Origin of the sequence: Duganella sp. 1224, assembly GCF_013408245.1 — a bacterium.
Taxonomy (GTDB): domain Bacteria; phylum Pseudomonadota; class Gammaproteobacteria; order Burkholderiales; family Burkholderiaceae_D; genus Rugamonas.
Map to the genome: position 1 here is coordinate 293,236 of NZ_JACBYS010000001.1, position 20,707 is coordinate 313,942.

Annotated in this window: 21 protein-coding genes; 14 read left to right on the top strand and 7 right to left on the bottom strand. The window is 65.4% G+C overall.

Annotation, left to right across the window (positions count from 1 at the left end):
- The first annotated feature begins 7 nt into the window (after positions 1 to 7).
- Positions 8 to 724: a hypothetical protein gene (locus FHW58_RS01305; RefSeq protein ID WP_179671291.1), complete on the top strand. Its 717-nt coding sequence runs from the start codon at positions 8 to 10 to the stop codon at positions 722 to 724.
- Here the strand turns inward: FHW58_RS01305 and FHW58_RS01310 are convergent.
- The 3 genes from FHW58_RS01310 to FHW58_RS01320 are packed head-to-tail and all read right to left on the bottom strand — an operon-like array spanning position 713 to position 6,080.
- On the bottom strand, positions 713 to 3,652 hold the full coding sequence (locus FHW58_RS01310; protein WP_179671292.1) for an Hsp70 family protein: 2,940 nt from the start codon (positions 3,650 to 3,652) through the stop codon (positions 713 to 715). The genes FHW58_RS01305 and FHW58_RS01310 overlap by 12 nt on opposite strands.
- Positions 3,649 to 5,493, bottom strand: coding sequence for an Hsp70 family protein (locus FHW58_RS01315; protein ID WP_179671293.1), 1,845 nt, complete (start codon positions 5,491 to 5,493; stop codon positions 3,649 to 3,651). The genes FHW58_RS01310 and FHW58_RS01315 overlap by 4 nt, the downstream gene beginning before the upstream one ends.
- Positions 5,490 to 6,080, bottom strand: coding sequence for a DUF2760 domain-containing protein (locus tag FHW58_RS01320; protein ID WP_179671294.1), 591 nt, complete (start codon positions 6,078 to 6,080; stop codon positions 5,490 to 5,492). Before FHW58_RS01320 ends, FHW58_RS01315 begins: the two co-directional genes overlap by 4 nt.
- Positions 6,081 to 6,253: 173 nt before the next feature.
- Here FHW58_RS01320 and FHW58_RS01325 point away from each other — a divergent pair, with 173 nt between their 5' ends.
- Positions 6,254 to 7,408: a PA0069 family radical SAM protein gene (locus tag FHW58_RS01325; protein WP_179671295.1), complete on the top strand. Its 1,155-nt coding sequence runs from the start codon at positions 6,254 to 6,256 to the stop codon at positions 7,406 to 7,408.
- Here the strand turns inward: FHW58_RS01325 and FHW58_RS01330 are convergent.
- The 3 genes from FHW58_RS01330 to FHW58_RS01340 form a co-directional block, all read right to left on the bottom strand.
- A complete protein-coding gene (locus FHW58_RS01330; RefSeq protein WP_179671296.1) occupies positions 7,400 to 7,969 on the bottom strand; it encodes a gamma-glutamylcyclotransferase in 570 nt (189 codons plus the stop codon). The two genes, FHW58_RS01325 and FHW58_RS01330, sit on opposite strands and share 9 nt — an antisense overlap.
- A gap of 31 nt (positions 7,970 to 8,000) precedes the next feature.
- Complete coding sequence (locus FHW58_RS01335; protein WP_179671297.1) at positions 8,001 to 8,567, bottom strand: NAD(P)H-dependent oxidoreductase; 567 nt, start codon at positions 8,565 to 8,567, stop codon at positions 8,001 to 8,003.
- A 99-nt stretch (positions 8,568 to 8,666) separates the two neighbouring features.
- Positions 8,667 to 9,581, bottom strand: a complete 915-nt coding sequence (locus tag FHW58_RS01340) for a LysR family transcriptional regulator (protein WP_179671298.1) — start codon at positions 9,579 to 9,581, stop codon at positions 8,667 to 8,669.
- Between the two features lie 87 nt (positions 9,582 to 9,668).
- Here FHW58_RS01340 and FHW58_RS01345 point away from each other — a divergent pair, with 87 nt between their 5' ends.
- The 4 genes from FHW58_RS01345 to FHW58_RS01360 all read left to right on the top strand — a co-directional run bounded on the left by FHW58_RS01345 (position 9,669) and on the right by FHW58_RS01360 (position 13,272).
- Positions 9,669 to 10,208, top strand: a complete 540-nt coding sequence (locus FHW58_RS01345; protein WP_179671299.1) for a VOC family protein — start codon at positions 9,669 to 9,671, stop codon at positions 10,206 to 10,208.
- Positions 10,205 to 11,227 carry a fumarylacetoacetate hydrolase family protein gene (locus FHW58_RS01350; RefSeq protein ID WP_179671300.1) on the top strand — a complete coding sequence of 341 codons (1,023 nt, stop codon included), beginning with the start codon at positions 10,205 to 10,207 and terminating at the stop codon, positions 11,225 to 11,227. The genes FHW58_RS01345 and FHW58_RS01350 overlap by 4 nt, the downstream gene beginning before the upstream one ends.
- A complete protein-coding gene (gene maiA, locus FHW58_RS01355) occupies positions 11,227 to 11,871 on the top strand; it encodes a maleylacetoacetate isomerase (protein ID WP_179671301.1) in 645 nt (214 codons plus the stop codon). Before FHW58_RS01350 ends, maiA begins: the two co-directional genes overlap by 1 nt.
- A gap of 90 nt (positions 11,872 to 11,961) precedes the next feature.
- The gene (locus tag FHW58_RS01360; RefSeq protein WP_179671302.1) at positions 11,962 to 13,272 is read left to right on the top strand and encodes a glucoamylase family protein; all 1,311 of its coding nucleotides are present in this window, start codon (positions 11,962 to 11,964) and stop codon (positions 13,270 to 13,272) included.
- Here the strand turns inward: FHW58_RS01360 and FHW58_RS01365 are convergent.
- Positions 13,201 to 14,250, bottom strand: a complete 1,050-nt coding sequence (locus FHW58_RS01365) for a S41 family peptidase (protein WP_179671303.1) — start codon at positions 14,248 to 14,250, stop codon at positions 13,201 to 13,203. The two genes, FHW58_RS01360 and FHW58_RS01365, sit on opposite strands and share 72 nt — an antisense overlap.
- A gap of 117 nt (positions 14,251 to 14,367) precedes the next feature.
- On the opposite strand from FHW58_RS01365, the gene FHW58_RS01370 reads away from it, so the two are divergent.
- From FHW58_RS01370 to fdx, 8 genes are all read left to right on the top strand, one after another.
- Entirely contained in the window at positions 14,368 to 15,144 is a 777-nt protein-coding gene (locus FHW58_RS01370) for a uracil-DNA glycosylase (protein ID WP_179671304.1), read from the top strand.
- A gap of 115 nt (positions 15,145 to 15,259) precedes the next feature.
- Positions 15,260 to 15,739 (top strand): Fe-S cluster assembly transcriptional regulator IscR, encoded by a 480-nt coding sequence (gene iscR / locus FHW58_RS01375; protein ID WP_179671305.1) that lies wholly within the window; start codon positions 15,260 to 15,262, stop codon positions 15,737 to 15,739.
- Between the two features lie 37 nt (positions 15,740 to 15,776).
- The gene (locus FHW58_RS01380) at positions 15,777 to 17,033 is read left to right on the top strand and encodes an IscS subfamily cysteine desulfurase (RefSeq protein ID WP_179671306.1); all 1,257 of its coding nucleotides are present in this window, start codon (positions 15,777 to 15,779) and stop codon (positions 17,031 to 17,033) included.
- A gap of 24 nt (positions 17,034 to 17,057) precedes the next feature.
- Complete coding sequence (gene iscU / locus FHW58_RS01385) at positions 17,058 to 17,447, top strand: Fe-S cluster assembly scaffold IscU (RefSeq protein ID WP_179671307.1); 390 nt, start codon at positions 17,058 to 17,060, stop codon at positions 17,445 to 17,447.
- Between the two features lie 47 nt (positions 17,448 to 17,494).
- Entirely contained in the window at positions 17,495 to 17,818 is a 324-nt protein-coding gene (iscA, locus tag FHW58_RS01390) for an iron-sulfur cluster assembly protein IscA (RefSeq protein WP_092273492.1), read from the top strand.
- A 6-nt stretch (positions 17,819 to 17,824) separates the two neighbouring features.
- Positions 17,825 to 18,340 (top strand): Fe-S protein assembly co-chaperone HscB, encoded by a 516-nt coding sequence (hscB, locus tag FHW58_RS01395; RefSeq protein WP_179671308.1) that lies wholly within the window; start codon positions 17,825 to 17,827, stop codon positions 18,338 to 18,340.
- Between the two features lie 97 nt (positions 18,341 to 18,437).
- On the top strand, positions 18,438 to 20,318 hold the full coding sequence (gene hscA, locus FHW58_RS01400; RefSeq protein WP_179671309.1) for a Fe-S protein assembly chaperone HscA: 1,881 nt from the start codon (positions 18,438 to 18,440) through the stop codon (positions 20,316 to 20,318).
- A gap of 46 nt (positions 20,319 to 20,364) precedes the next feature.
- Positions 20,365 to 20,706 carry an ISC system 2Fe-2S type ferredoxin gene (gene fdx / locus FHW58_RS01405; protein WP_179671310.1) on the top strand — a complete coding sequence of 114 codons (342 nt, stop codon included), beginning with the start codon at positions 20,365 to 20,367 and terminating at the stop codon, positions 20,704 to 20,706.
- The last annotated feature ends 1 nt before the right edge of the window (position 20,707 follow it).

A 20,707-nucleotide genomic window follows, 5' to 3' on the forward strand; every position in this document is an offset into this window, starting at 1 on the left:
GCGTCACGTGAAAAAACTGCTCTGCCTCGTCTCTTTTTTGCTTTCCGCCTGCGCTTCGGCACCGCGGCCATCGACGGATAATCTGATTGCACCCGGCTTCAAGCCTCCGCCACCAGGCACCTTGATCGTGCTGCTGCCGCCAAGCGTGGAAGCCGATGATCTGGATGCAGGCAAACCGCTGCTGCTGGATCAACTGCAGCGGCAACTGAAGGCTGCCGGCTACAGGGTGGCGGGGCTGGACGCGGCCAATTACGAGACGATTTGGGCGCAGGAAGTTGAGGCGGTCGGCGGCGTGTACGATGCGAAGACCGGCAAGCTGCAGTCCGCGCGATTTGCGCGTGCGCGCGGGCAACTGGTGCAGCGCGTGAGCAGCGACACCAAGGCCAGCATGGTCTTGCAGCCGAACCTGGTGCTGCGTCAGGCACAGTTCTCCGGCCCAGCGGCGCGCTGGGATGGCCAACAGCGCAGGGTCCTGGTATCAAACACGTATGCGCGGGATTACCGCAGCGATGGCACAACGCTGGCGTTGTCAGTCGGGCTGGATGCATATGCTGGCAGCGGCGAACTGGTTGCCAGCACATACGGTGGCGCATCAATGCTTTACACGGTCAATATCCAGGCGGCGAAAAACGAGGTGCGAGGCGATCTGTTCGCGAGCGACAAAGAGCTGGGCGAAGGGGTGGCACTGGCGCTGACACCAGTGCTCAAACCATCAGCTCAGTAGCTTGAGACCGGGCGGCAGCGCGTCGCCCAGCATGCGCTTTTCGTCGGCCTGGTCGAGCTGCACCACCTCGCGCACCATGGCGATCCAGTTGGCCGGCGCGCCCACGCCTTGCAGGCGGCGCAGCACGTCCGCGCGCAGGGTGTCGGTGATGTCGCGCGAGCGGTCGCCGGTCATGCGCGCCAGATGCGCGGCCGCAAAGCCGGCCGGCTCCACTTTTTTCCAGTCCAGTTTCAGCACTTCGTCCAGCCATTGTTCGACGATGGCGGTGTCCACCACGTCGTGCGCGCTGCCGTGGAAGGGCTGGCGCGCGCCGACGCGGCTCAGACCCCACAGGAAGCGGCCCTGCGCCGCCTCGGCCCTGGCCAGGTCAGCGGCGCCGGCGCGGGTCTTGTTGGCGGCGGCTTTGACGGCGGCCTTGCTGGCTTTCTGTAGCTGGTCCAACATCCAGGCGCCGATTTCGGCCTTGTAGTTGCCGGGGATGCGTTCCAGCGAGGCGCCCAGGCGCAGCATGTCTTCTTCGCTGCCGTTGACCAGCGTGACCGGACGCCGGCCGCGCTCCGCCGCGTCGGCCTGCACGTTGAAGGCGAAATCATCCAGCACGCGCAACTGCGTTTCCACGCTCAAGCCGCCGGACACGCGGCGCCACAGCGTCCACCACTCGGCGCAGACCTGGCTGTCCTTGTGGTGCTGGATGCCGGTTTCAAACATCGCCCATAACTGCTCGATGCGCCAGGCGTCGAGCGGGTGGCCGAAGCCGGGACGCAGGCAGTAGCCGCTCAGGTTAAGCCAGGCGCGTTCGTGTTCGGACGAGCGGCGGCGGCCCTTGGCGCGTTCCAGCAGCGCGTCGAACAGGCGGCGCAGCAGCGGCGTGGCCCAGCTTTCACGGCTGCCCAGCAAGTGTTCGAGCTGGGTGCGCAGTTGCTTCACCTCCTTGAGGTCGACCTGCTGCGCGCGGCTGCCGAAGATGCGGTCGATTTTGTCGATGGCGGCCGGCAGGCCGGCGGGCATGGCGGGTTGGTCGTCGTCCGCCGGTTCGCTGTCTGTCTCGCCGCGCAGCTGGAATTCCAGCAGCCAGCGTTGCTGGTCTTCCTTGGCCACGCAGTGGACTTCCAGCGTGCCGACCTCGCTGAGCGAGGTGGCCAGCTGCACCGGGATCTCCTTGCGCGCGTCGGCTGCACTGCTGTCGCGCAGCACGGTGGCGATGGGGGGCAGTTGGACGTAGTCGTCGGGCTGCAGCGTGACCACGTCGCCTGCTTGCGGCGCGTCGGCAGTGGAGGCGGCCAGGTGGAAGCGTACCGGCCGGCCGAGACGCAAGGCGAAGGTGCGGTCGGCCAGCAGGACTTCGCGGCTTTCCGCCGCGCCGCGCGGCAGGATGCAGACGGCGCGGCGCGGCTGGTCGGCGTGCGCGGCATCGTCCAGCAGCAGGAAGTAGCTGCGCGCGGAGCCGCCGCCGATGACTGGCGCGGCGCCGGACTGGCCTAGTGCATAGGCGACGCCGCCACGGGCGACGGCGACGTCCGGATTATCGTTGTGCAGTACGCGCAATGGCTGCTGGCGCCAACCGGCCAGCGTGGCTTGCAGCCGGCGGGCCAGCGCGTCGGCGCGGAACACGCCGCCGTTCAGCAGCAGCGTGTCCGGGATCGGCACGACGGCGCTGTTGGTGGGCAGGCCGAGGGCGTCGCGTGCGGCGGCGGCGTGCTGGCGCAGGAAGTCGGCCAGGTGGCGCGTGATGGCGGCATCGGCGGCGTAGGGCAGGCCGAATTCGACGATGGCGCCACGTCCGCGCTTTGCCGGCTCGCGCGCGGGATTCAGCGGGAAAAAGCCGTCCACGACCAGCGCGGAGACTTCGTCGCGCGTCAGTTCGGCCGAGCGGGAGCCGCCGATCAGTTTCGACCCAGCGCCCAGCAGCGTGACCGTGGTGCGCTCCGGCGCATCGGCCGCCAGCAGCAGCTCCTTGGCCGCGCGGCAGCGCTCCGCCAGTTGCGACAGGCGGCTGGCCGAGAGCCGGGCCGGCGGTGGCGCAGCGCGGGCTTGCCGTGCGGACGTCGCCGTCGCGCCGTCGCTAGCCGTCGCGCTGTGGTCCCGCGCCGCGCCCGCGGCCATGCGCGCTTCGACGAGGTGGGCGAGGGCGAGATCCATATTGTCGCCGCCGAGGATCAGGTGATTGCCGACGCCGATGCGACTGATGGCCGGCTGGCCCGCCGCGCCGTCGCTGGCTGCCGCATCCACCTTCATCAAGCTGAAGTCCGTAGTACCGCCGCCGACGTCGCACACCAGCACCAGCCGCGTCTGCGCCAGCTCCTCGGCCAGCGTGGCACGCTGGCGGAACAGCCAGTCATAGAACGCCGCCTGCGGCTCTTCCAGCAGTCGCAGCGACGGCAAGCCTGCCATGCGCGCCGCCTCCAGCGTCAGCGCGCGCGCGCCCTCGTCAAACGATGCGGGAATGGTCAGCACGATCTGCTGCTGGTGCAGTGGATGCGCGGGGAAGCGCGCATCCCAGGCATGGCGCAGATGCGCCAGATAGGAGGCGCTGGCGGCCACCGGCGACACCTTGGCCACATCGGCCTCCGCGCCCCACGGCAGGATCGGCGCCATGCGGTCGACCTGCGGATGCGACAACCAGCTCTTGGCGCTGGCCACCAGCCGTCCCGGCACCTGCGCGCCCAGCTTGCGCGCCAGGCGGCCGATGACCACCTGCGACAGCCCGGCCACATCGTCTGCGCGCCATGGCAGTTGCAGCTCGCCGTCCGCCAGTTCGCCGGCGGCGGGGTGATAGCGCAAGGAAGGCAGCAACGCCGCGGCACCGACCTCGCCGGGCGCCGTCAGCTGCTCGATCTCGAACAACTGGATCTGCGCGCTGCCGGCTTCCGCGTAGGCCATCACCGTGTTGGTGGTGCCCAGGTCGATGCTGACGACGTAGTTGCTCATGCTGTGCGGACGTCGAACTCCACCTTCCAGCGCTGGCCGTCGTTGGCCACGGCGGCCAATTCCAGCGTGCCCGATTCGGTCGCCATGGCATGCAGGCGCACCTGCACCACGTCGCCGGCCTGACGGCCTTCCGGCGACAGGTTGGCTTGAATCTCGTTCATCTCGATCAGTTCATCCGGGCCCCAGAAGTCCAGCAGATCGCCGATCTGGTCCTGGCGGCGCACCGAGGAACCGAAGAAGCGGAACTGCACCGGCTCGCCCACCACCAGGCCGAATTCCTGATTCGGCAGTTCGATCTCGCTGCCTTCCTCCATGCCGAACGGCGCCACGCACAGCGCCTGGATCGGCGGCTCCATGCCGGGAATCGCCGGCATGGCCGACTCGATCGCCACGTAGTACGAGCGCGCCGTGCCGCCGCGAATGCGCACGCCGCTGCCGCGCCGCACGTAGCTGTAGTAAGCCGCGCCGCGCGCCACCGCCAGATCGAGGTCGGCACCGCCCAGCATGCGCGCCGGCTCCGCACCCTCCAGGTACAGCCAGTCGTTGAGGGTGGCCATGATGCGCTGGGCCAGCAGGTCCGACTTGAACACGCCGCCGTTGAACAGCACCGCGGTCGGATGCAGGAAGGTCGCCTCGGCGCCTTGCTTGCCGGCGTAACCTTCCAGTTCCGCCGTGGCGCCCACCTGGCGCGCCAGGAACGCGGCCAGGTGGCGCGTGATGCCGGCATCCTGCGCGTACGGCAGGCCAAGCTGCGTCAGGCCGGCGCGGGTGCGCACCGCCGGCCGCGCCGACGCTTCCACCTGCGGGAAGAAGCCGTCGAGGATGAAGGTGGACACTTCGTCGCGCGTCAGTTCGGTGCGGATTGAACCGCCGATCAGCTTCGAGCCTCGGCTCGGCACCACGATAGGCCAGGTGACCACGGTGGCATCGGCCAGCAGCTTTTCCTTGGCGGTGCGGCAGCCGTAGGTCAGCGCGCGCATCTGCCACGCGTCCAGCTGCGTGCCATTGGCGGCCAGCTTGCGCGCCACCAGGTGCGCCAGCGCCAGGTCCATATTGTCGCCGCCCAGCAGAATGTGGTCGCCGACGGCGATGCGGTGCGGCTCCAGCACGCCGTCGCGTTCCAGCACGGCGATCAGCGAAAAGTCGCTGGTGCCGCCGCCCACGTCCACCACCAGGATGATGTCGCCCGGCTTGACCTCCTTGCGCCAGCGGCCTTCGCTGCCCTGGATCCAGCTGTACAGCGCGGCCTGCGGTTCTTCCAGCAGCGTGAGGTTGGTGTAGCCGGCGGCGCGCGCCGCGTCGGCGGTCAGCTCGCGCGCGCCCGGATCGAAGGACGCGGGAATCGTCACCGTCACCGCCTGCTCGCCGAACGGCGCGTCCGGGTGCGCCTGCTCCCACGCCTTGCGCAGGTGGGCCAGGTAGCGGGTGGAGGCTTCCAGCGGCGACACGCGCGCCACTTCTTCCGGCGCGTCGTTCGGCAGCAGCGCCGAGCGGCGGTCGACGCCGGGATGGCTCAACCAGCTCTTGGCGCTGGACACCAGGCGGATCGGCGTGGTGGCGCCACGGCTGCGCGCCATCTCGCCGGCCACGCCGGCTTGTTCTTCGGCGGTCTGCTGCCATGGCAGATTGTTCTCGCCGGGCGCCAGTTCATCGGCGTGCGGCAAGTAGAGGAAGGATGGCAGCAGCGGCAGTTCCTCGATGGTGCCCGGTGCGGTCAGCTGCGGAATCGGCAGCACGCCGTGCTGGGTTTTCTCGCCGTCGCTGGCCTGCAGGTTCACATACGACAGCGCGCTGTGCGTGGTGCCCAGGTCGATGCCGATGGCGTAACGTGGATCGCTCATAATTCCACCTCCGCCGGCGCCAGGATGGCGGCGTCATGCGCTTCCGCCAGTTTGGGCAGGCGCACCTCGGCCGAACGCCAGCCGCGGTGGCTCAGCGTGCCCTTGAACGGCGCCTTGCCGACCACGTTGCCGGTCAGGCGCACGGCGGCGGCGTCAAAGCCTTCCGGCAGTTCGACGCGGCTGCCTTCCGCCTCGCTGCGGATCGGCTGGATGGTGAAATGCTCCTTTAGCACCTTGGCGCAGCCTTCGTGCACCACGCGCGCGGCGGCGCCGATGTCGGCGTCGGAGTAGGCGCTCAGGTTCTCCTGGGTGAAGTCGATCAGGCGCGCTTCGCGCTGGAACAGCGACAGCAGTTGCAGGGCGGCGTCCGGCGTGGCGACGCGCAGCGGCACCGGCGCAGGGACGGGGACAGGAGCTGGCGCAGGGGCCGGCGCGGGCGCCACCGGGGCGGCCGAGGGTTGCGGCGCGTCGTCCAGGCGCGTCAGGCGCGCGGCGTATTCAGCGTCGGACAGGGCGCGGAAAAAGGCGCCGATCGCGATGGCGATCCGGCTGAAGAAAGACGGCAGAGGTTGGCTCGAATTATTCATGTTGTGGCTCACTGTGAGGTTGCCGAGCGCTGCGCTGGGCGCACGCTGGGGCGAAGCCCGGCATGATACCAGCTTGGCCGCGCGCGCCCCAAGGATGCAAGCGGATTTCGCTTGATATGGCGGCGCGCAGCGCCTAGAATACTGTATATGTATACAGTATTTCGAGCGATGCCATGTCCCACGATGAAAACAATCAGGCGCAGGTGATGCTGCCGCCGCCCTCGCTCAAGGCGCAAAAAGGGCGTGGCGCGGTGTCCAACATGCAAGGCCGGTACGAACTCAACACGCGCGAAGCCTATGACGACGGCTGGGAGCGCGAGGAAGAAGAGGCGCAGCCATGGAAAACCCACGTCACCGAGGAAATGTGCAAGTCCATCCTCAGCCGCAACGCCTCGCCGGACTTGCCGTTCAGCGTCTCGCTCAATCCGTATCGCGGCTGCGAGCATGGCTGCATTTACTGTTTCGCGCGGCCCACGCACAGCTATCTGGGCTTGTCGCCGGGCATGGACTTCGAGAGCAAGATCTTCGCCAAGGTCAACGCGCCCGAGATGTTGCGGCGCGAGCTGGCCAAGCCCGGCTACCAGCCGGAATCCATCGCCTTGGGCGTCAATACCGACGCCTACCAGCCGTGCGAGCGCGAATACAAGCTCACGCGCCGGCTGCTGGAGGTGTTGCAGGAGTGCCAGCATCCGGTCGGGCTGATCACCAAGAATTCGCTGATCGAGCGCGACATCGACATTCTCGCGCCGATGGCGGCCAAACAGCAGGCCGGCGTCGCCATCACGCTCACCACGCTGGACCCGGCCATCGCCCGCACGCTGGAGCCGCGCGCGGCCGCCCCCGCGCGCCGCCTGCGCACGATACGCACGCTGACCGACGCCGGCATACCGGTGGCGGTGAGCATCGCGCCCATCATCCCCTTTGTCACCGAGCCGGATATCGAGCGGATACTGGAGGCGGTCAAGGAGGCCGGCGCCGTCAGCGCGCACTACACGGTGCTACGGCTGCCGTGGGAGGTGGCGCCGTTGTTCAAGGAGTGGCTGCAGGCGCATTTCCCGGAACGGGCGCAGCGCGTGATGAACCGCGTGCGCGAAATGCGTGGCGGCAAAGACTACGACAGCAACTTCGACACGCGCATGAAGGGCGAGGGCGTGTGGGCCGAGCTGATACGCCAGCGCGTCAAGATCGCCTCGGAGCGACTGGGCTTGACCGGGCACGGCAGCCGCTTCCATCGGATGGACGCCTCGCAGTTCACCCGGCCGCTGGTGGTGCCGCCGCTGGGCGCGCGCGCCAAGGCGGCGGACGCCGGGCAGATGGATTTATTCTGACCGCAGCGCGGCCAGGTGGCGCTCGATCTCGAACACGTGCTGGTCGTGGCGGCCCAGTTCGCGCAGCGCGCTGGCCAGGTGGTTGAGGTAGTCGCTGTTGGGGCCGCTTGGGCCGGCCGAGCGGGCGATGTGGGCGGCAATCTCCTGCTCGGAGGCGGCGCCGAGGAAGGCGGTGTTGTCCGGCGTGGCGATGTAGACCAGGCCTTCGACGTCGCCCTCGTCCTCAAGGCGGATGGGCAGGGCCAGGCGCAGGTAGCCGTTCTTTTCGCGGTGGTCCAGGTGGGCGAACACTTCGGGCGTGATCAGGTAGGCCATGCCGTGGCAGATGGCGCCGGGTTCCTCGATCAGCGTGACCACGCGGCCCGGCGCCTCCGGGGTGCCGCGGTGGTCGTGCGAGCCTTGCCAGAAGCGCCGCGTCCAGCCGGCGATGCTGGCCGGGCGGCGTTGCAGGTAGGGGAAGTCCGCCTTGTAGATCAAGGAGCCGTAGCCAAACAGCCAGACGCTGTGATGGCCGTCAAACTTGTCCATCTGTTGATTGATGGCGATGGTGTTGGCAGTCATGACGGCATTATAAACAGCGGTGGCGTCGGCGTCAGGCGGCGTGCTGGAACGCCACCAGCGCCGGGGCGAGGTCGTGCAGCTTGCGCACCAGGTGCAGGCGGCTGACGCCCATGAACTGGAACGCGGCTTTCAGCTGGATTTCGTGGTTGTCCAGTAGTTCATCCTCGGACTGCAGGCCCATCACCGTGCAGCCGGCGGTGACCAGCACCAGGTGCAGGTCGGCCGGGCGGCGGCCGGCGGCCAGTTGCAGTTCCAGCAGGCGGTCCATCCACGCCTTCAGCGTCGACGGCACCGAGAAGTTGTGCATCGGCGCGCCCAGCACCACCACGTCGGCGTCCTGGAACTCCTGCAGCAGCGAGGCGCTTTGCAGGGCTTCGGCGCGCAGTTCGGCGTTCATCGGGATGTCGGCGTCCCAGCGCTGGCTGATGACCTGCAGCAGCGGACCGCTGGCATGGGACAGCGGCGACGCGGCAAGGTCGCGGTACAGGACGGTTGCCTGCTCGTTCTCCGCGGTCAACGCGGCGATGGCCGCCGCGGTAATCTGGCGGGAAGTGGAGTGGTCGCCAAGGGCGCAGGAATCAATGTGCAGAATGTTCATCAATGAAGGATACACAGAGAGAAACCGCTTCCACAATAGATTTCAGGCAATTAGCATTTCTGAATTGAAAGAAATTGTAAGCGGATGGGATATTGGCAATTATAGTGGCGGACGGTGCCACTGGTGCGCCGCGACGAATTCATGCAAAAAAGCGGCAAAACTGTCGGCCGCCGGTGACAGGACGCGGGCGCTGCGCGTGTAGATGAAAAAGCGCCGCGTGAGCGCCGGCGCCGCCAGCGGCCGCATTTTCAGGCCATATAGCTGGACCATTTTCTCGGCATACGGCAGGCAGACGGTGATGCCCTGGCGCGCGTGGACCATGGCCAACGCGGTGGTCATGAAGGTCACCTCGTTGTGCGGGCTGAGCGAAAGTTCCCTGACGGAAACGTGAACATCGCGCAACAGCCGTTCCGTGAACTGGCCTTGCAAGGAAATAAAGGGATAGCGGTTGACGTCGCTCCAGGTGATGCGCTTGCGTTGGTCCAAGGCGTGTCCTGGCGGGTAGACCACCACGAACGGCATGTCGAACAGCGGTTGCGCCTCGATTTCGGCGGTGGCGTCGCGCTCGGGGCCGATGCCAAAGTCGACCTCGCCGCTGAACACGCGCGCCGACACCTGCTCCAGCGGGCAATCGGTGAGCCGCACCTGCACCTCCGGATGGCGCTCGCGGTAGGCGGCGATCACCTCGGGCACCATGGTGCAGGACAGCATCTGCGGCGCGGCGATGCGCACCGAGCCCTGCTTGAGCGCCTTGCGGCTGGCGATGTCGGCCATGGCGCGGTCCAGATCGTGCAGCATCTTGTCGAACAGCGGATACAGTTCCCGGCCCAACTCGGAAAGCTGGGTTTTGCGCGTGGTACGCTCAACCACGCGCATGCCCAGCAACTGCTCCAGTTCCTTGATCTGGCCGCTCAGCGCCGATTGCGTCACATTGAGGTGGCTGGCGGCCAGCGTGAAGCTGCCGGTCTTGGCCAGCGCCACCAGGGCGCGCATTTGCCGCAGGCTGGGATTCATGGGAAATTCTGATAAATGGCTTGAAAAATACGATTGGCATGATATCTGAATCTGGCATCTAATGCCGGAATCAAGAAGGAGACAGCTATGAAAATCAAACAGATACACCACGTCGCCTACCGCTGCAAGGACGCCAAGGAAACCGTCGACTGGTACGTCAAACACCTGAACATGGACTTCGTGCTGGCGATCGCCGAAAACGAAGTGCCTTCGACCAAGGCGCCGGACCCGTACATGCACGTGTTCCTGGACGCCGGCAACGGCAACGTGCTGGCCTTCTTCGAATTGCCGACGCAGCCGGAAATGGACCGCGACCGCAACACGCCCGCCTGGGTCCAGCACCTGGCGCTGGAAGTCGACAGCATGGACGAACTGCTGGCCGCCAGGGAACGCCTGGTCGCCGCCGGCATCGACGTGATCGGCCCGGTCAACCACACCATCTTCAAGTCGATCTACTTCTTCGACCCCAACGGCCACCGCCTGGAACTGGCCTGCAACGTCGGCACGCCGGAGATGATGCGCAAGCTGGACGAGGTCAAGTGGGCGATGCTGGAAGAATGGTCGCAAACCAAGAAGGCCCCCACGCACGCCGCCTGGATGCATGTATCGGCGGGAGACAACGCATGAAGCTGGCCACCCTCAAGGACGGCAGCCGCGACGGCAAACTGGTCGTGGTCAGCCGCGACCTGGCGCACTACCAGCACGTGCCGAAAATCTCGGCCACGCTGCAGCACTCGCTGGACAACTGGGACCTGGTGGCGCCGCGCCTGCAACAAGTCTACGCCGCGCTCAACGCCGGCGACGCGGTCGACGCCAAGCCCTTCGACCAGCAACAATGCCACTCGCCGCTGCCGCGCGCCTACCAGTGGGCGGACGGCTCGGCCTACATCAACCACGTCGAGCTGGTGCGCAAGGCGCGCAACGCCGACGTGCCAGCCTCGTTCTACACCGACCCGTTGATGTACCAGGGCGGTTCGGACAGCTTCGTCGGCCCGCGCGACCCGATCTATGCGCTGTCGCAGGACTGGGGCATCGACCTGGAGGCCGAAGTGGCGGTCATCACCGGTGACGTGCGCATGGGCGCAAGTCCGGACGAGGCAGCCAAGGCCATCCGGCTGGTGATGCTGGTCAACGACGTCTCGCTGCGCAACCTGATTCCCAACGAGCTGGCCAAGGGATTCGGCTTCTTCCAGTCCAAGCCCGCCAGCGCGTTCTCGCCGGTGGCGGTGACGCCGGACGAACTGGGCACGCACTGGGCCGGCCACAAGCTGCATCTGCCGTTGCTGGTGGACCTGAACCAGCAACCGTTCGGCAAGCCCAATGCCGGCGACGACATGACCTTTAACTTTGCCCAACTGGTCGCGCACGCGGCGGCGACGCGCGAGCTGGCGGCCGGCACCATCATCGGCTCCGGCACGGTGTCCAACAAGCAGAGCAGCCTGCATGGGTCGAGCATCGCCAATGGTGGCGTCGGTTACTGCTGCCTGGCGGAACTGCGCATGTATGAAACCATCGAAACCGGCAAGCCGCAGACGGCCTTCCTGCAATTCGGCGACAGTGTGCGCATCGAGATGAAGGACGGGCAGGGCGCCAGCATCTTCGGCGCCATCGAGCAGACCGTTACGCACTACAAGGAACGCGGCTGATGAAGCTCTACACCTATTTCCGCAGCTCGGCCGCTTATCGCGTGCGCATCGCGCTCAACCTCAAGGGCATCAAGTACGACGCGGCGCCGGTGCACCTGCTGCGCAACGGCGGCGAGCAGTTGAGCGAGGCTTATCGCGCCATCAATCCGGCCATGCTGTTGCCGACGCTGGAGGATGAGGGCAACCTGATTGGCCAGTCGCTGGCGATTATCGAGTATCTGGAGGAGACGCATCCGCAAATGCCGCTGCTGCCGACGGATCCGGCCGGCCGCGCGCGCGTGCGGTCGCTGGCGCTGACGGTGGCGGCGGATACGCATCCGCTTGGTAACTTGCGGGTGCTGAAGTATGTGACCGGGGAACTCGCCCAGCCGGAAGAGGTCAAACTCGCATGGCAGCAGCATTGGCTGCGCACCGGCATGGCGACGCTGGAGGCGTTGCTGGCCCATGATACGCGCACCGGCCGTTACTGCCATGGCGACTCGCCGACGCTGGCGGATTGCTGCCTGGTGCCGCAGGTGTTTGCCGCGCTGCGCTTCGACGTCGACCTGGCGCCATATCCGACCATCCAGCGCATCCACGCCGCGTGCAGCGAGTTGCCCGCATTCCAGCAAGCCCATCCCGCACAGCAGCCGGACGCTGAATAGCGGCCATGCTCTATCTAACGTGCGCAACAGTACATACCGGCGATGTCCGCTGTGCCAGTATGCAGCCTTCGGTATCCAGGCACATTACCCATGACTTCTGGCGACTCACAGGCATTGCTGCACAAGCTGCAAAAAGACTCGTTTGATTATTTCATCAACGAGGTCAATCCGCGCAACGGTCTGATTCGGGACAAGACCGCCGACGACTGGCCGGCCAGCATCGCGGCGGTTGGCATGGCGCTGACGGTTTATCCCATCGGCGTCGAGCGCGGTTGCATGCCGCGCGAGGACGCGGTCGCGCGCACGCTGACCACGCTGCGCTTCTTTGCCGCCAGCGAACAAGGCGAGTCGCCGACCGCGACCGGCTACAAGGGCTTTTACTACCACTTTCTCGACATGCACAGCGGCCAGCGCGTGCTCGACTGCGAGCTTTCCAGCATCGATACCGCCTTGCTGATTGCCGGCGTGCTGACCGCCGCCGGCTACTTCAGCGCCGACACGCCGGCCGAACGCGAGATCCGTGATTTGGCCGACCTGCTGTACCGCCGCGTCGACTGGCAATGGATGCGCGGCCGCAAGGGCCTGATGTGCCACGGCTGGAAGCCGGGCCAGGGTTTCCTGCGCTGGCATTGGGAAGGCTACGACGAGGCCCTGATCTTGTATGTGCTGGCGCTGGGCTCGCCGACTTTCCCCATCGAGCGCGCCAGTTACGACGCCTGGGCCAGCACCTATGAATGGAAGTCCGTCTACGGCATCGACTACCTGTACGCCGGTCCGCTGTTCATTCACCAGATGTCGCACATCTGGCTGGACCTGCGCGGCATCCGCGACGACTTCATGCGCGCCCACGACCTCGATTATTTTGAGAACAGCCGCCGCGCCACCTACGTGCAGCAGCGCTATGCGATCGAAAATCCGCTCGGTTTTCCGGAATACGGCGCGCTGTGCTGGGGCATTACCGCCAGCGACGGTCCCGGTCCGGCCACGCGCAAGATTGACGGCATTCAGCGCAAGTTTTACGACTACGTGGGACGCGGCGTACCATACGGTCCGGACGATGGCACGCTGGCGCCGTGGGCGGTGGCCGCGTCGCTACCGTTCGCCCCGGAAATCGTCCTGCCCAGCATCGCGCACTATCAGGGGCTGCATCTGTGCGAGCGCAACCCGTACGGTTTCAAGGCATCGTTTTCCACGGTCTTTCATCACGGCAGGAGTGGCGCCCGCTGGGTCTCTCCCTACCACTTCGGCATCAACGAAGGGCCGACCGTGATCATGGTGGAAAACCATCTGCACGACTTTCCCTGGCGGCTGATGCGGGACAACGCCGCCTTAAGGAACGGCCTGCGCCGCGCCGGCTTTGCCGGCGGCTGGCTGGAGGAGGGTGCTGCGCGCCAGTTGTAGCGCGGTGTCGAGCGCGGCCCCGGAGGTGCTCAGCCGGTCAGGTTGCACGCCCATGCCTTCCCAGTTGGCGCGCGTGATGACGTTGCTGGCGCGCGTGACCGCAATCGACGTCTGCAACTGGCGCGAAATGCGCTGCCTGGCGCCGACGCGCGCGTCGCCCAGCGTCGGCGTGCCCACCACCACCGCGCGCTTCACGTACTGCTGCAAATCGTAGGCAAAGCCTTCCGCCGCGCCGCTGGTCTTGTCGTTGACCAGCACGTACAGCGGCTTGTCGCCGCCAAAGCGGCGCCCGGCCACGTCGTCCGACGTCCAGTACTCGGCCATGACCCGGCCCTCGCGGTCGATCTGGTCATGCAGATGAATCTGCTTGTCGCGGAAAAAATAACTGCGCCGGTCCACCAGCAGATAACTGGACAACAGCGCCGCCATCGCCTGCCCATCGCCACCGGCATCGCGCACGTCGATGATCAGCGCCGGACAATCGGCCGCCTGTGACATGAAACGGCCGGCCGCCTCGATCGCTCCCCGGTCCAGCGGACCAAAGCGCGTGATTTTCAGATAGCCGATACCGTCGGCCAAGGTCTCAAAACGCTTCAGGCCATAGTTATCCGCCGCCGGCGACGGCGCCGCGGGACGCTGGCGCTCGTCGCCCAGGTCATACGGCACCCATTCCAGATACGTATGCCGGTCCGGCGCCACCGCTGCCACATCGCGCGTCACACGCGCGGCCAGCGCACGGGCCGTCAACTGATCGTCATATTCGCCGCGCGCCAGGCGCTTGCGCAGATCGTCCGCCGCCGCCTTGGCGCGTGCGCCATCCACATGCTGCTCCGTCAGCCGGCGCGCAAATTCGTTGATGACGTGGGCGCGGGCCGGCGCGTCCAGCGCCTCGTCCAGCGCCGGCGGCGCGGCGGTTTGCGCGCCGGCACCGGTCATCATTAACAGCACAGCAGCGGCAATCCAGCGGCGACGACCCATGTATTCCTCAATGTGAGACAGTTATTCGAAAATTATATTAACACTTTCCCATCAGAAAATGCCGTGGACGGCCCCGGCGCGTTACAATCGCGCCTTTCCTCTACAGCTTTTTCCCGCATGACGATTCCAAGCACCATCCTGGAGGCGCTCGACCGCGCCGATGTTTCCTGGCGCCCGCTGCTGATCCAGGGGCTGGAAGCCGTGATGGCGGCCACCCCCGACTACCTGCCGCAACTGGCGCAGGACCAGTACCTGCCGACCGAACAGCGTCTGTTCGCGGCGTTCGCCCTGCCGCTCCATCAGGTGAAGTATGTGCTGGTGGGCGAGGGACCATATCCCCGAGCAGAGAGCGCCACCGGCGTCTGTTTCATGGATGGGGCGGTGGGCAGCCTTTGGTCGGACGAGGTCGGCGGCGGCCTGTCGAAGCCGGTCAACAAGGCCACCTCGCTGCGCAACTTCATGAAGATGCTGCTGGTGGCCGACGGCCAGCTCCAGCTGGACAACACCGCCGGCGAGGCGATGGCGGCGGTCTCGGCCCAGGCGCGCAGCGGCGGCGGCAGCCATATCCTGACGCTGGCCGACCTGCAGCGCAAGCTGACCGCGCAGGGTTTCCTGTTGCTCAACGCCTCGCTGGTGTTCCGCAGCCACGTGGCGCCGTCCAAGGACGCCAAGGCCTGGCTGCCGTTCTTCGAAACGGTGATGGCCGGCTTGGCCAGGGAAGCCGCCGAGGTGCCGACGATGGTGCTGTGGGGGAAAATCGCTGAACTGTTGAGCAAGTTGCCGGTGATGAAGAAATTCCCGCAGATCGTCGCGGAGCACCCGTACAACCTCAGTTTCATTGCCAACACGACCATGCACCAGCTGTTCCAGCCGATGCAATTGCTCAAGGGCTGAAAAAAAGCGTCTCCAGCAAGCTTGATCAAAGTTTGGTATACTTGACTAAATCGATCAACTAATCAGGCTTTGTGATTGGCGATGAGGTCGATATTTTAACCCAACCGAGGTAGTGATGCGTCTGACCACCAAAGGCCGTTTTGCTGTGACTGCGATGATTGACTTGGCAATGCGCCAGGGCAAGGGACCAGTCACGCTGTCCGGCATCAGCCAGCGTCAGGCGATTTCGCTGTCCTACCTGGAGCAGCTCTTCGGCAAGCTGCGCCGCCACGAGATCGTCGAATCGATCCGTGGTCCGGGCGGCGGCTACAGCCTGGCGCGCCGGGCCGACAAGGTCACGGTGGCCGACATCATCATCGCCGTCGACGAGCCGCTGGACGCCACCCAGTGTGGCGGCAAGGAAAACTGCCACGGCGCCGACGCCGCCAGTGGCGCGCGCTGCATGACCCACGAGCTGTGGGCCACGCTGAACGAAAAAATGGTTGATTATCTGGATTCCGTATCGCTGCAGGATCTGGTCGATCAACAGAAGCAGAAGGACGCGGCACAAAACGTGGTGCACCTGCACCGCAACGGCAATCACGCCGCAGTGTAAGCCCTCTGCCCATACGGATAGATAACGGAGTAACCAGATGAACGCCCCAGAAAAAAACATCGCCGACGTGAATTTCCAGACCGCGCCGCATTTCCCGATCTACATGGACTACTCGGCCACCACGCCGATCGATCCGCGCGTCGCCGATGCGATGATTCCGTACCTGCGCGAGCAGTTCGGCAATCCGGCCTCGCGCAGCCACATGTACGGCTGGACCGCCGAAAAAGCGGTGGAAGAGGCGCGCGCCAACGTCGCCGCCCTGGTCAACGCCGACCCGCGCGAAATCATCTGGACCTCCGGCGCCACCGAGTCGAACAACCTGGCGCTGAAGGGCGCCGCGCACTTCTACAAAACCAAGGGCAAGCACATCATCACCGTCAAGACCGAGCACAAGGCCGTGCTGGACACCGTGCGTGAACTGGAGCGCCAGGGGTTTGAAGCGACCTACCTGGAGCCGCAGGACAACGGCCTGATCACCATCGAGCAGCTGACCGCCGCCATCCGCCCGGACACCATCCTGATCTCGGTCATGCTGGTCAACAACGAAATCGGCGTGATCCAGCCGATCGACGAAATCGGCGAACTGTGCCGCTCGAAAGGCATCATCTTCCACTGCGACGCCGCCCAAGCGACCGGCAAGGTGCACATCGACCTGCAAAAGACCAAGGTCGACCTGATGACTTTCACCGCGCACAAAACCTACGGCCCGAAAGGCGTGGGCGCGCTGTACGTGTGCCGCAAGCCGCGCGTGCGCATCGAAGCGCAGATGCACGGCGGTGGCCACGAGCGCGGCCTGCGTTCGGGCACGCTGCCGACCCACCAGATCGTCGGCATGGGCGAAGCGTTCCGCCTGGCTAAGGTCGAGATGGACACCGAAATCGCCCGCATCAAGGCGCTGCGCGACCGTCTGGCCAAGGGCCTGCAGGAGATCGAAGAAACCTACATCAACGGCGACATGGACCACCGTGTGCCGCACAACCTGAACGTCAGCTTCAACTACGTCGAGGGCGAGTCGCTGATCATGGCGGTGAAAGACCTGGCCGTGTCGTCGGGTTCCGCTTGTACTTCGGCCTCGCTGGAACCATCTTATGTATTGCGCGCGCTCGGTCGTAGCGACGAACTGGCGCACAGCTCGATCCGTTTCACCATCGGCCGCTTCACCACCGAAGCCGACATCGATTTCGCGGTAGAGCTGATGAAGTCCAAGGTCAACAAACTGCGTGAACTGTCGCCGCTGTGGGATATGTTCAAAGAAGGCGTCGATATCAATTCGATCCAATGGGCAGCCCACTAACACTCAAGAAATAGGAGCATCAACATGGCTTACTCGGAAAAAGTACTGGACCACTACGAAAACCCACGCAACGTCGGCGCGTTTGAAAAAGGCGACGACAGCGTCGGTACCGGCATGGTCGGCGCGCCGGCCTGCGGCGACGTGATGAAGCTGCAGATCAAGGTGGGGGCGGACGGCGTGATCGAAGACGCCAAGTTCAAAACCTACGGCTGCGGCTCGGCGATCGCATCGAGCTCGCTGGTGACCGAATGGGTCAAGGGCAAAACCCTGGACCAGGCGCTGGCCATCAAGAACACCCAGATCGCCGAAGAACTGGCGCTGCCGCCAGTGAAGATCCACTGCTCGATCCTGGCGGAAGACGCCATCAAGGCCGCCGTGCTGGACTACCAGAACAAGCACACCGCGGCGGCGTAAAAAACACGGTCGTTCCGGCTGACGCCGGAGCGACAACGGAGAATCACATGGCAATCACCCTGACCGAAAAAGCAGCGAAACACATCAACCGCTACATCGAGCGCCGCGGCAAGGGCATCGGTCTGCGCTTTGGCGTGCGCACCACCGGCTGCTCGGGCATGGCCTACAAGCTGGAATACGTGGACGAAGTGACGGACGAGGACAGCGTCTTCGAATCGCACGGCGTCAAAGTATTCGTCGATCCGAAAAGCCTGCCGTACATCGACGGCACGGAGCTGGACTTTGCGCGCGAAGGCCTGAACGAGGGCTTCAAGTTCAACAACCCGAACGAGAAAGACGCTTGCGGTTGCGGTGAAAGCTTCCGCGTCTGACAGGTCATGCAGAATCACTTTGAGCTATTTCATCTGCCGCAGCAGTTTGCCGTAGACGCGGGGGCGCTGGACAGCGCCTACCGCGACGTGCAGAGCCGCGTCCATCCCGACAAGTTCGTCAACGCCACCGACGCCGAAAAGCGCGTCGCCATGCAGTGGGCCACCCGCGCCAACGAAGCCTACCAGACCCTGAAGAATCCGCAAAAGCGCGCGCAATACATGTGCGAGCTGCACGGCGTCGATTTGCAGACCGAGTCGAACACGGCGATGCCGATGGCCTTCCTGATGCAGCAGATGGAATGGCGCGAAGCGCTGGGCGACGCCCGCGCCGACAAGGACAGCGACGCGCTGGAAGCGCTCGACCAGCAGCTGCGTGGCGCCCGCAAGGAGCAGCTGGCGCAGATCGAACAGCAGCTCAACGCCGGCGATTACGCCGCCGCCGCGCAAGGCGTGCGCGCGCTGATGTTCCTCGAAAAATTCGGCGAAGAAGTCCGCTTCGCCTTTGAAGCAATCGAAGCATAAAACCGGGGTCAGGTCCGCCATTTATACACGAGCCCAACCATGCAATGGTTGGGCTCGTGTATAAATGGCGGACCTGACCCCGAATTAAAGGTACACAATGGCACTACTGCAAATTTCCGAACCAGGCATGTCGACCGCGCCGCACCAGCACCGGCTGGCGGTGGGGATCGATCTGGGCACCACCAATTCGCTGGTGGCGACTGTGCGCAACAGCATTCCAGAAGTGCTGAACGACGAGGATGGCCGCGCGCTGCTGCCATCGGTGGTGCGCTATCTGCCCAATGGTCACGCCAACATCGGCTACAAGGCGCAGGCGGCGCAAACCACCGATCCGAAGAACACCATCGTCTCGGTCAAGCGCTTCATGGGCCGTGGCCTGGCGGATATCGCCTACGCGGAGAACCTGCCTTACGATTTCCAGGATACGCCGGGCATGGTGCAACTCAAGACCGTCGCCGGCGTCAGGAGCCCGGTGGAGGTGTCGGCGCAGATCCTGGCCACGCTGCGCCAGCGCGCCGAGGACTCGCTGGGCGATGACCTGGTGGGCGCGGTGATCACCGTGCCGGCTTACTTCGATGACGCGCAGCGCCAGGCCACCAAGGATGCGGCGCAATTGGCCGGCCTGAACGTGCTGCGCCTGCTGAGCGAGCCGACCGCCGCCGCCATCGCCTATGGCCTGGATAACGGTTCGGAAGGCATCTACGCGGTCTACGATCTGGGCGGCGGCACCTTCGATATCTCGATTCTGAAACTGAGCAAGGGCGTGTTTGAGGTACTGGCCACCGGCGGCGATTCCGCGTTGGGCGGCGACGACTTCGACCACCGCCTGTTCTGCTACATCCACCAGCAGGAAAAACTGGCGCCGCTGTCGGACGAGGATACCGCCGTGCTGATGGTGAAAGCGCGCGAGGCCAAGGAACTGCTGTCGACCAAATCGGAAGTGGTGGTCGACGCGACGCTGAAGTCAGGCGAGCAGGTGCACCTGACCATCACCGCCGAGAAGTTCCAGGAAATCACCGCGCACCTGATCGAGAAGACCATGAAGGCCATCAAGAAAGCGCTGCGCGACGCCAATGTCGACGCGGACGATGTCGATGGCGTGGTCATGGTCGGCGGCGCCACGCGTATGCCGCACGTGCATCGCGCGGTGAGCGAATACTTCCACACCACGCCGCACGCGAACATCGATCCGGACAAGGTGGTGGCGCTGGGCGCCGCCGTGCAGGCCAATCTGCTGGCCGGCAACCGCGCGCCGGGCGATGACTGGCTGCTGCTGGATGTGATTCCGCTGTCGCTGGGCATCGAGACCATGGGCGGCCTGGTGGAGAAAATCATCCCGCGCAACTCGACCATCCCGTGCGCCCGCGCGCAGGAGTTCACCACGTTCAAGGATGGCCAGACCGCGCTGGCGGTGCACGTGCTGCAGGGCGAGCGTGAGCTGGTGGCCGATTGCCGTTCGCTGGCGCGCTTCGAGCTGCGCGGCATTCCGCCGATGGCGGCCGGCGCGGCGCGCATCCGCATCACCTACCAGGTGGACGCGGACGGCTTGCTGTCGGTGTCGGCGCGCGAACTGCGTTCCGGCGTGGAGGCGTCGATCAGCGTCAAGCCGTCGTATGGCCTGGGCGATGATGACGTGGCGCGCATGCTGCAGGATTCGCACAAGTCGGCGGATGTCGACATGAAGGCGCGCGCGCTGCGCGAAGAGCAGGTGGAGGCCGAGCGCATCCTGCTGGCGACCCAGTCGGCGCTGGACGAGGATGGCGCGCTGCTGTCGGACGACGAGCGCGCGGCGGTCGATGCGCTGATGGCGCGCACCCGCGAGATCCTCGCGCAGTCGCAAGCCGGTGCGGTGGATCATCAGGCGGTGAAGGCGGCGGTGGAGGCGCTGGCGCACGGCACCGAAGAATTCGCGTCGCGCCGCATGGACCGCAGCGTGCGCAGCGCACTGGCCGGCAAGGCGCTGGACCAAGTCGTTTGATTATTCGTTCCCGCGCTGCGGGAACGGCCCTATAAAGAGTTTAACCATGCCACAAATCGTATTCCTGCCCCACGCAAAACTGTGCCCGGACGGCGCTGTCGTCGAAGCCCCAGCCGGCAAAACGCTGTGCGACATCATGCTGGACAACGACATCCACATCGAGCACGCCTGCGAAAAGTCCTGCGCCTGCACCACCTGCCACGTGCTGGTGCGCGAGGGCTTCAACTCGCTGAACGAAGCCAGCGAAACCGAAGAAGACCTGCTGGACAAAGCCTGGGGCCTGGAGGCCGTGTCGCGCCTGTCGTGCCAGGCCGTGGTGGCGGACGAAGACCTGGTCATCGAAATCCCCAAGTACACCATCAACCACGCGAGCGAAGGCGGACACTGAG

What these genes read in the sequence shown, in the direction of transcription:
- FHW58_RS01310 (WP_179671292.1), bottom strand. Translation starts at nt 3,652, where the DNA reads ATGAGCAACTACGTCGTCAGCATCGACCTGGGCACCACCAACACGGTG.
- FHW58_RS01315 (WP_179671293.1), bottom strand. Translation starts at nt 5,493, where the DNA reads ATGAGCGATCCACGTTACGCCATCGGCATCGACCTGGGCACCACGCAC.
- FHW58_RS01320 (WP_179671294.1), bottom strand. Translation starts at nt 6,080, where the DNA reads ATGAATAATTCGAGCCAACCTCTGCCGTCTTTCTTCAGCCGGATCGCC.
- FHW58_RS01325 (WP_179671295.1), top strand. Translation starts at nt 6,254, where the DNA reads ATGTCCCACGATGAAAACAATCAGGCGCAGGTGATGCTGCCGCCGCCC.
- FHW58_RS01330 (WP_179671296.1), bottom strand. Translation starts at nt 7,969, where the DNA reads ATGACTGCCAACACCATCGCCATCAATCAACAGATGGACAAGTTTGAC.
- FHW58_RS01335 (WP_179671297.1), bottom strand. Translation starts at nt 8,567, where the DNA reads ATGAACATTCTGCACATTGATTCCTGCGCCCTTGGCGACCACTCCACT.
- FHW58_RS01340 (WP_179671298.1), bottom strand. Translation starts at nt 9,581, where the DNA reads ATGAATCCCAGCCTGCGGCAAATGCGCGCCCTGGTGGCGCTGGCCAAG.
- FHW58_RS01345 (WP_179671299.1), top strand. Translation starts at nt 9,669, where the DNA reads ATGAAAATCAAACAGATACACCACGTCGCCTACCGCTGCAAGGACGCC.
- FHW58_RS01350 (WP_179671300.1), top strand. Translation starts at nt 10,205, where the DNA reads ATGAAGCTGGCCACCCTCAAGGACGGCAGCCGCGACGGCAAACTGGTC.
- maiA (WP_179671301.1), top strand. Translation starts at nt 11,227, where the DNA reads ATGAAGCTCTACACCTATTTCCGCAGCTCGGCCGCTTATCGCGTGCGC.
- FHW58_RS01360 (WP_179671302.1), top strand. Translation starts at nt 11,962, where the DNA reads ATGACTTCTGGCGACTCACAGGCATTGCTGCACAAGCTGCAAAAAGAC.
- FHW58_RS01365 (WP_179671303.1), bottom strand. Translation starts at nt 14,250, where the DNA reads ATGGGTCGTCGCCGCTGGATTGCCGCTGCTGTGCTGTTAATGATGACC.
- FHW58_RS01370 (WP_179671304.1), top strand. Translation starts at nt 14,368, where the DNA reads ATGACGATTCCAAGCACCATCCTGGAGGCGCTCGACCGCGCCGATGTT.
- iscR (WP_179671305.1), top strand. Translation starts at nt 15,260, where the DNA reads ATGCGTCTGACCACCAAAGGCCGTTTTGCTGTGACTGCGATGATTGAC.
- FHW58_RS01380 (WP_179671306.1), top strand. Translation starts at nt 15,777, where the DNA reads ATGAACGCCCCAGAAAAAAACATCGCCGACGTGAATTTCCAGACCGCG.
- iscU (WP_179671307.1), top strand. Translation starts at nt 17,058, where the DNA reads ATGGCTTACTCGGAAAAAGTACTGGACCACTACGAAAACCCACGCAAC.
- iscA (WP_092273492.1), top strand. Translation starts at nt 17,495, where the DNA reads ATGGCAATCACCCTGACCGAAAAAGCAGCGAAACACATCAACCGCTAC.
- hscB (WP_179671308.1), top strand. Translation starts at nt 17,825, where the DNA reads ATGCAGAATCACTTTGAGCTATTTCATCTGCCGCAGCAGTTTGCCGTA.
- hscA (WP_179671309.1), top strand. Translation starts at nt 18,438, where the DNA reads ATGGCACTACTGCAAATTTCCGAACCAGGCATGTCGACCGCGCCGCAC.
- fdx (WP_179671310.1), top strand. Translation starts at nt 20,365, where the DNA reads ATGCCACAAATCGTATTCCTGCCCCACGCAAAACTGTGCCCGGACGGC.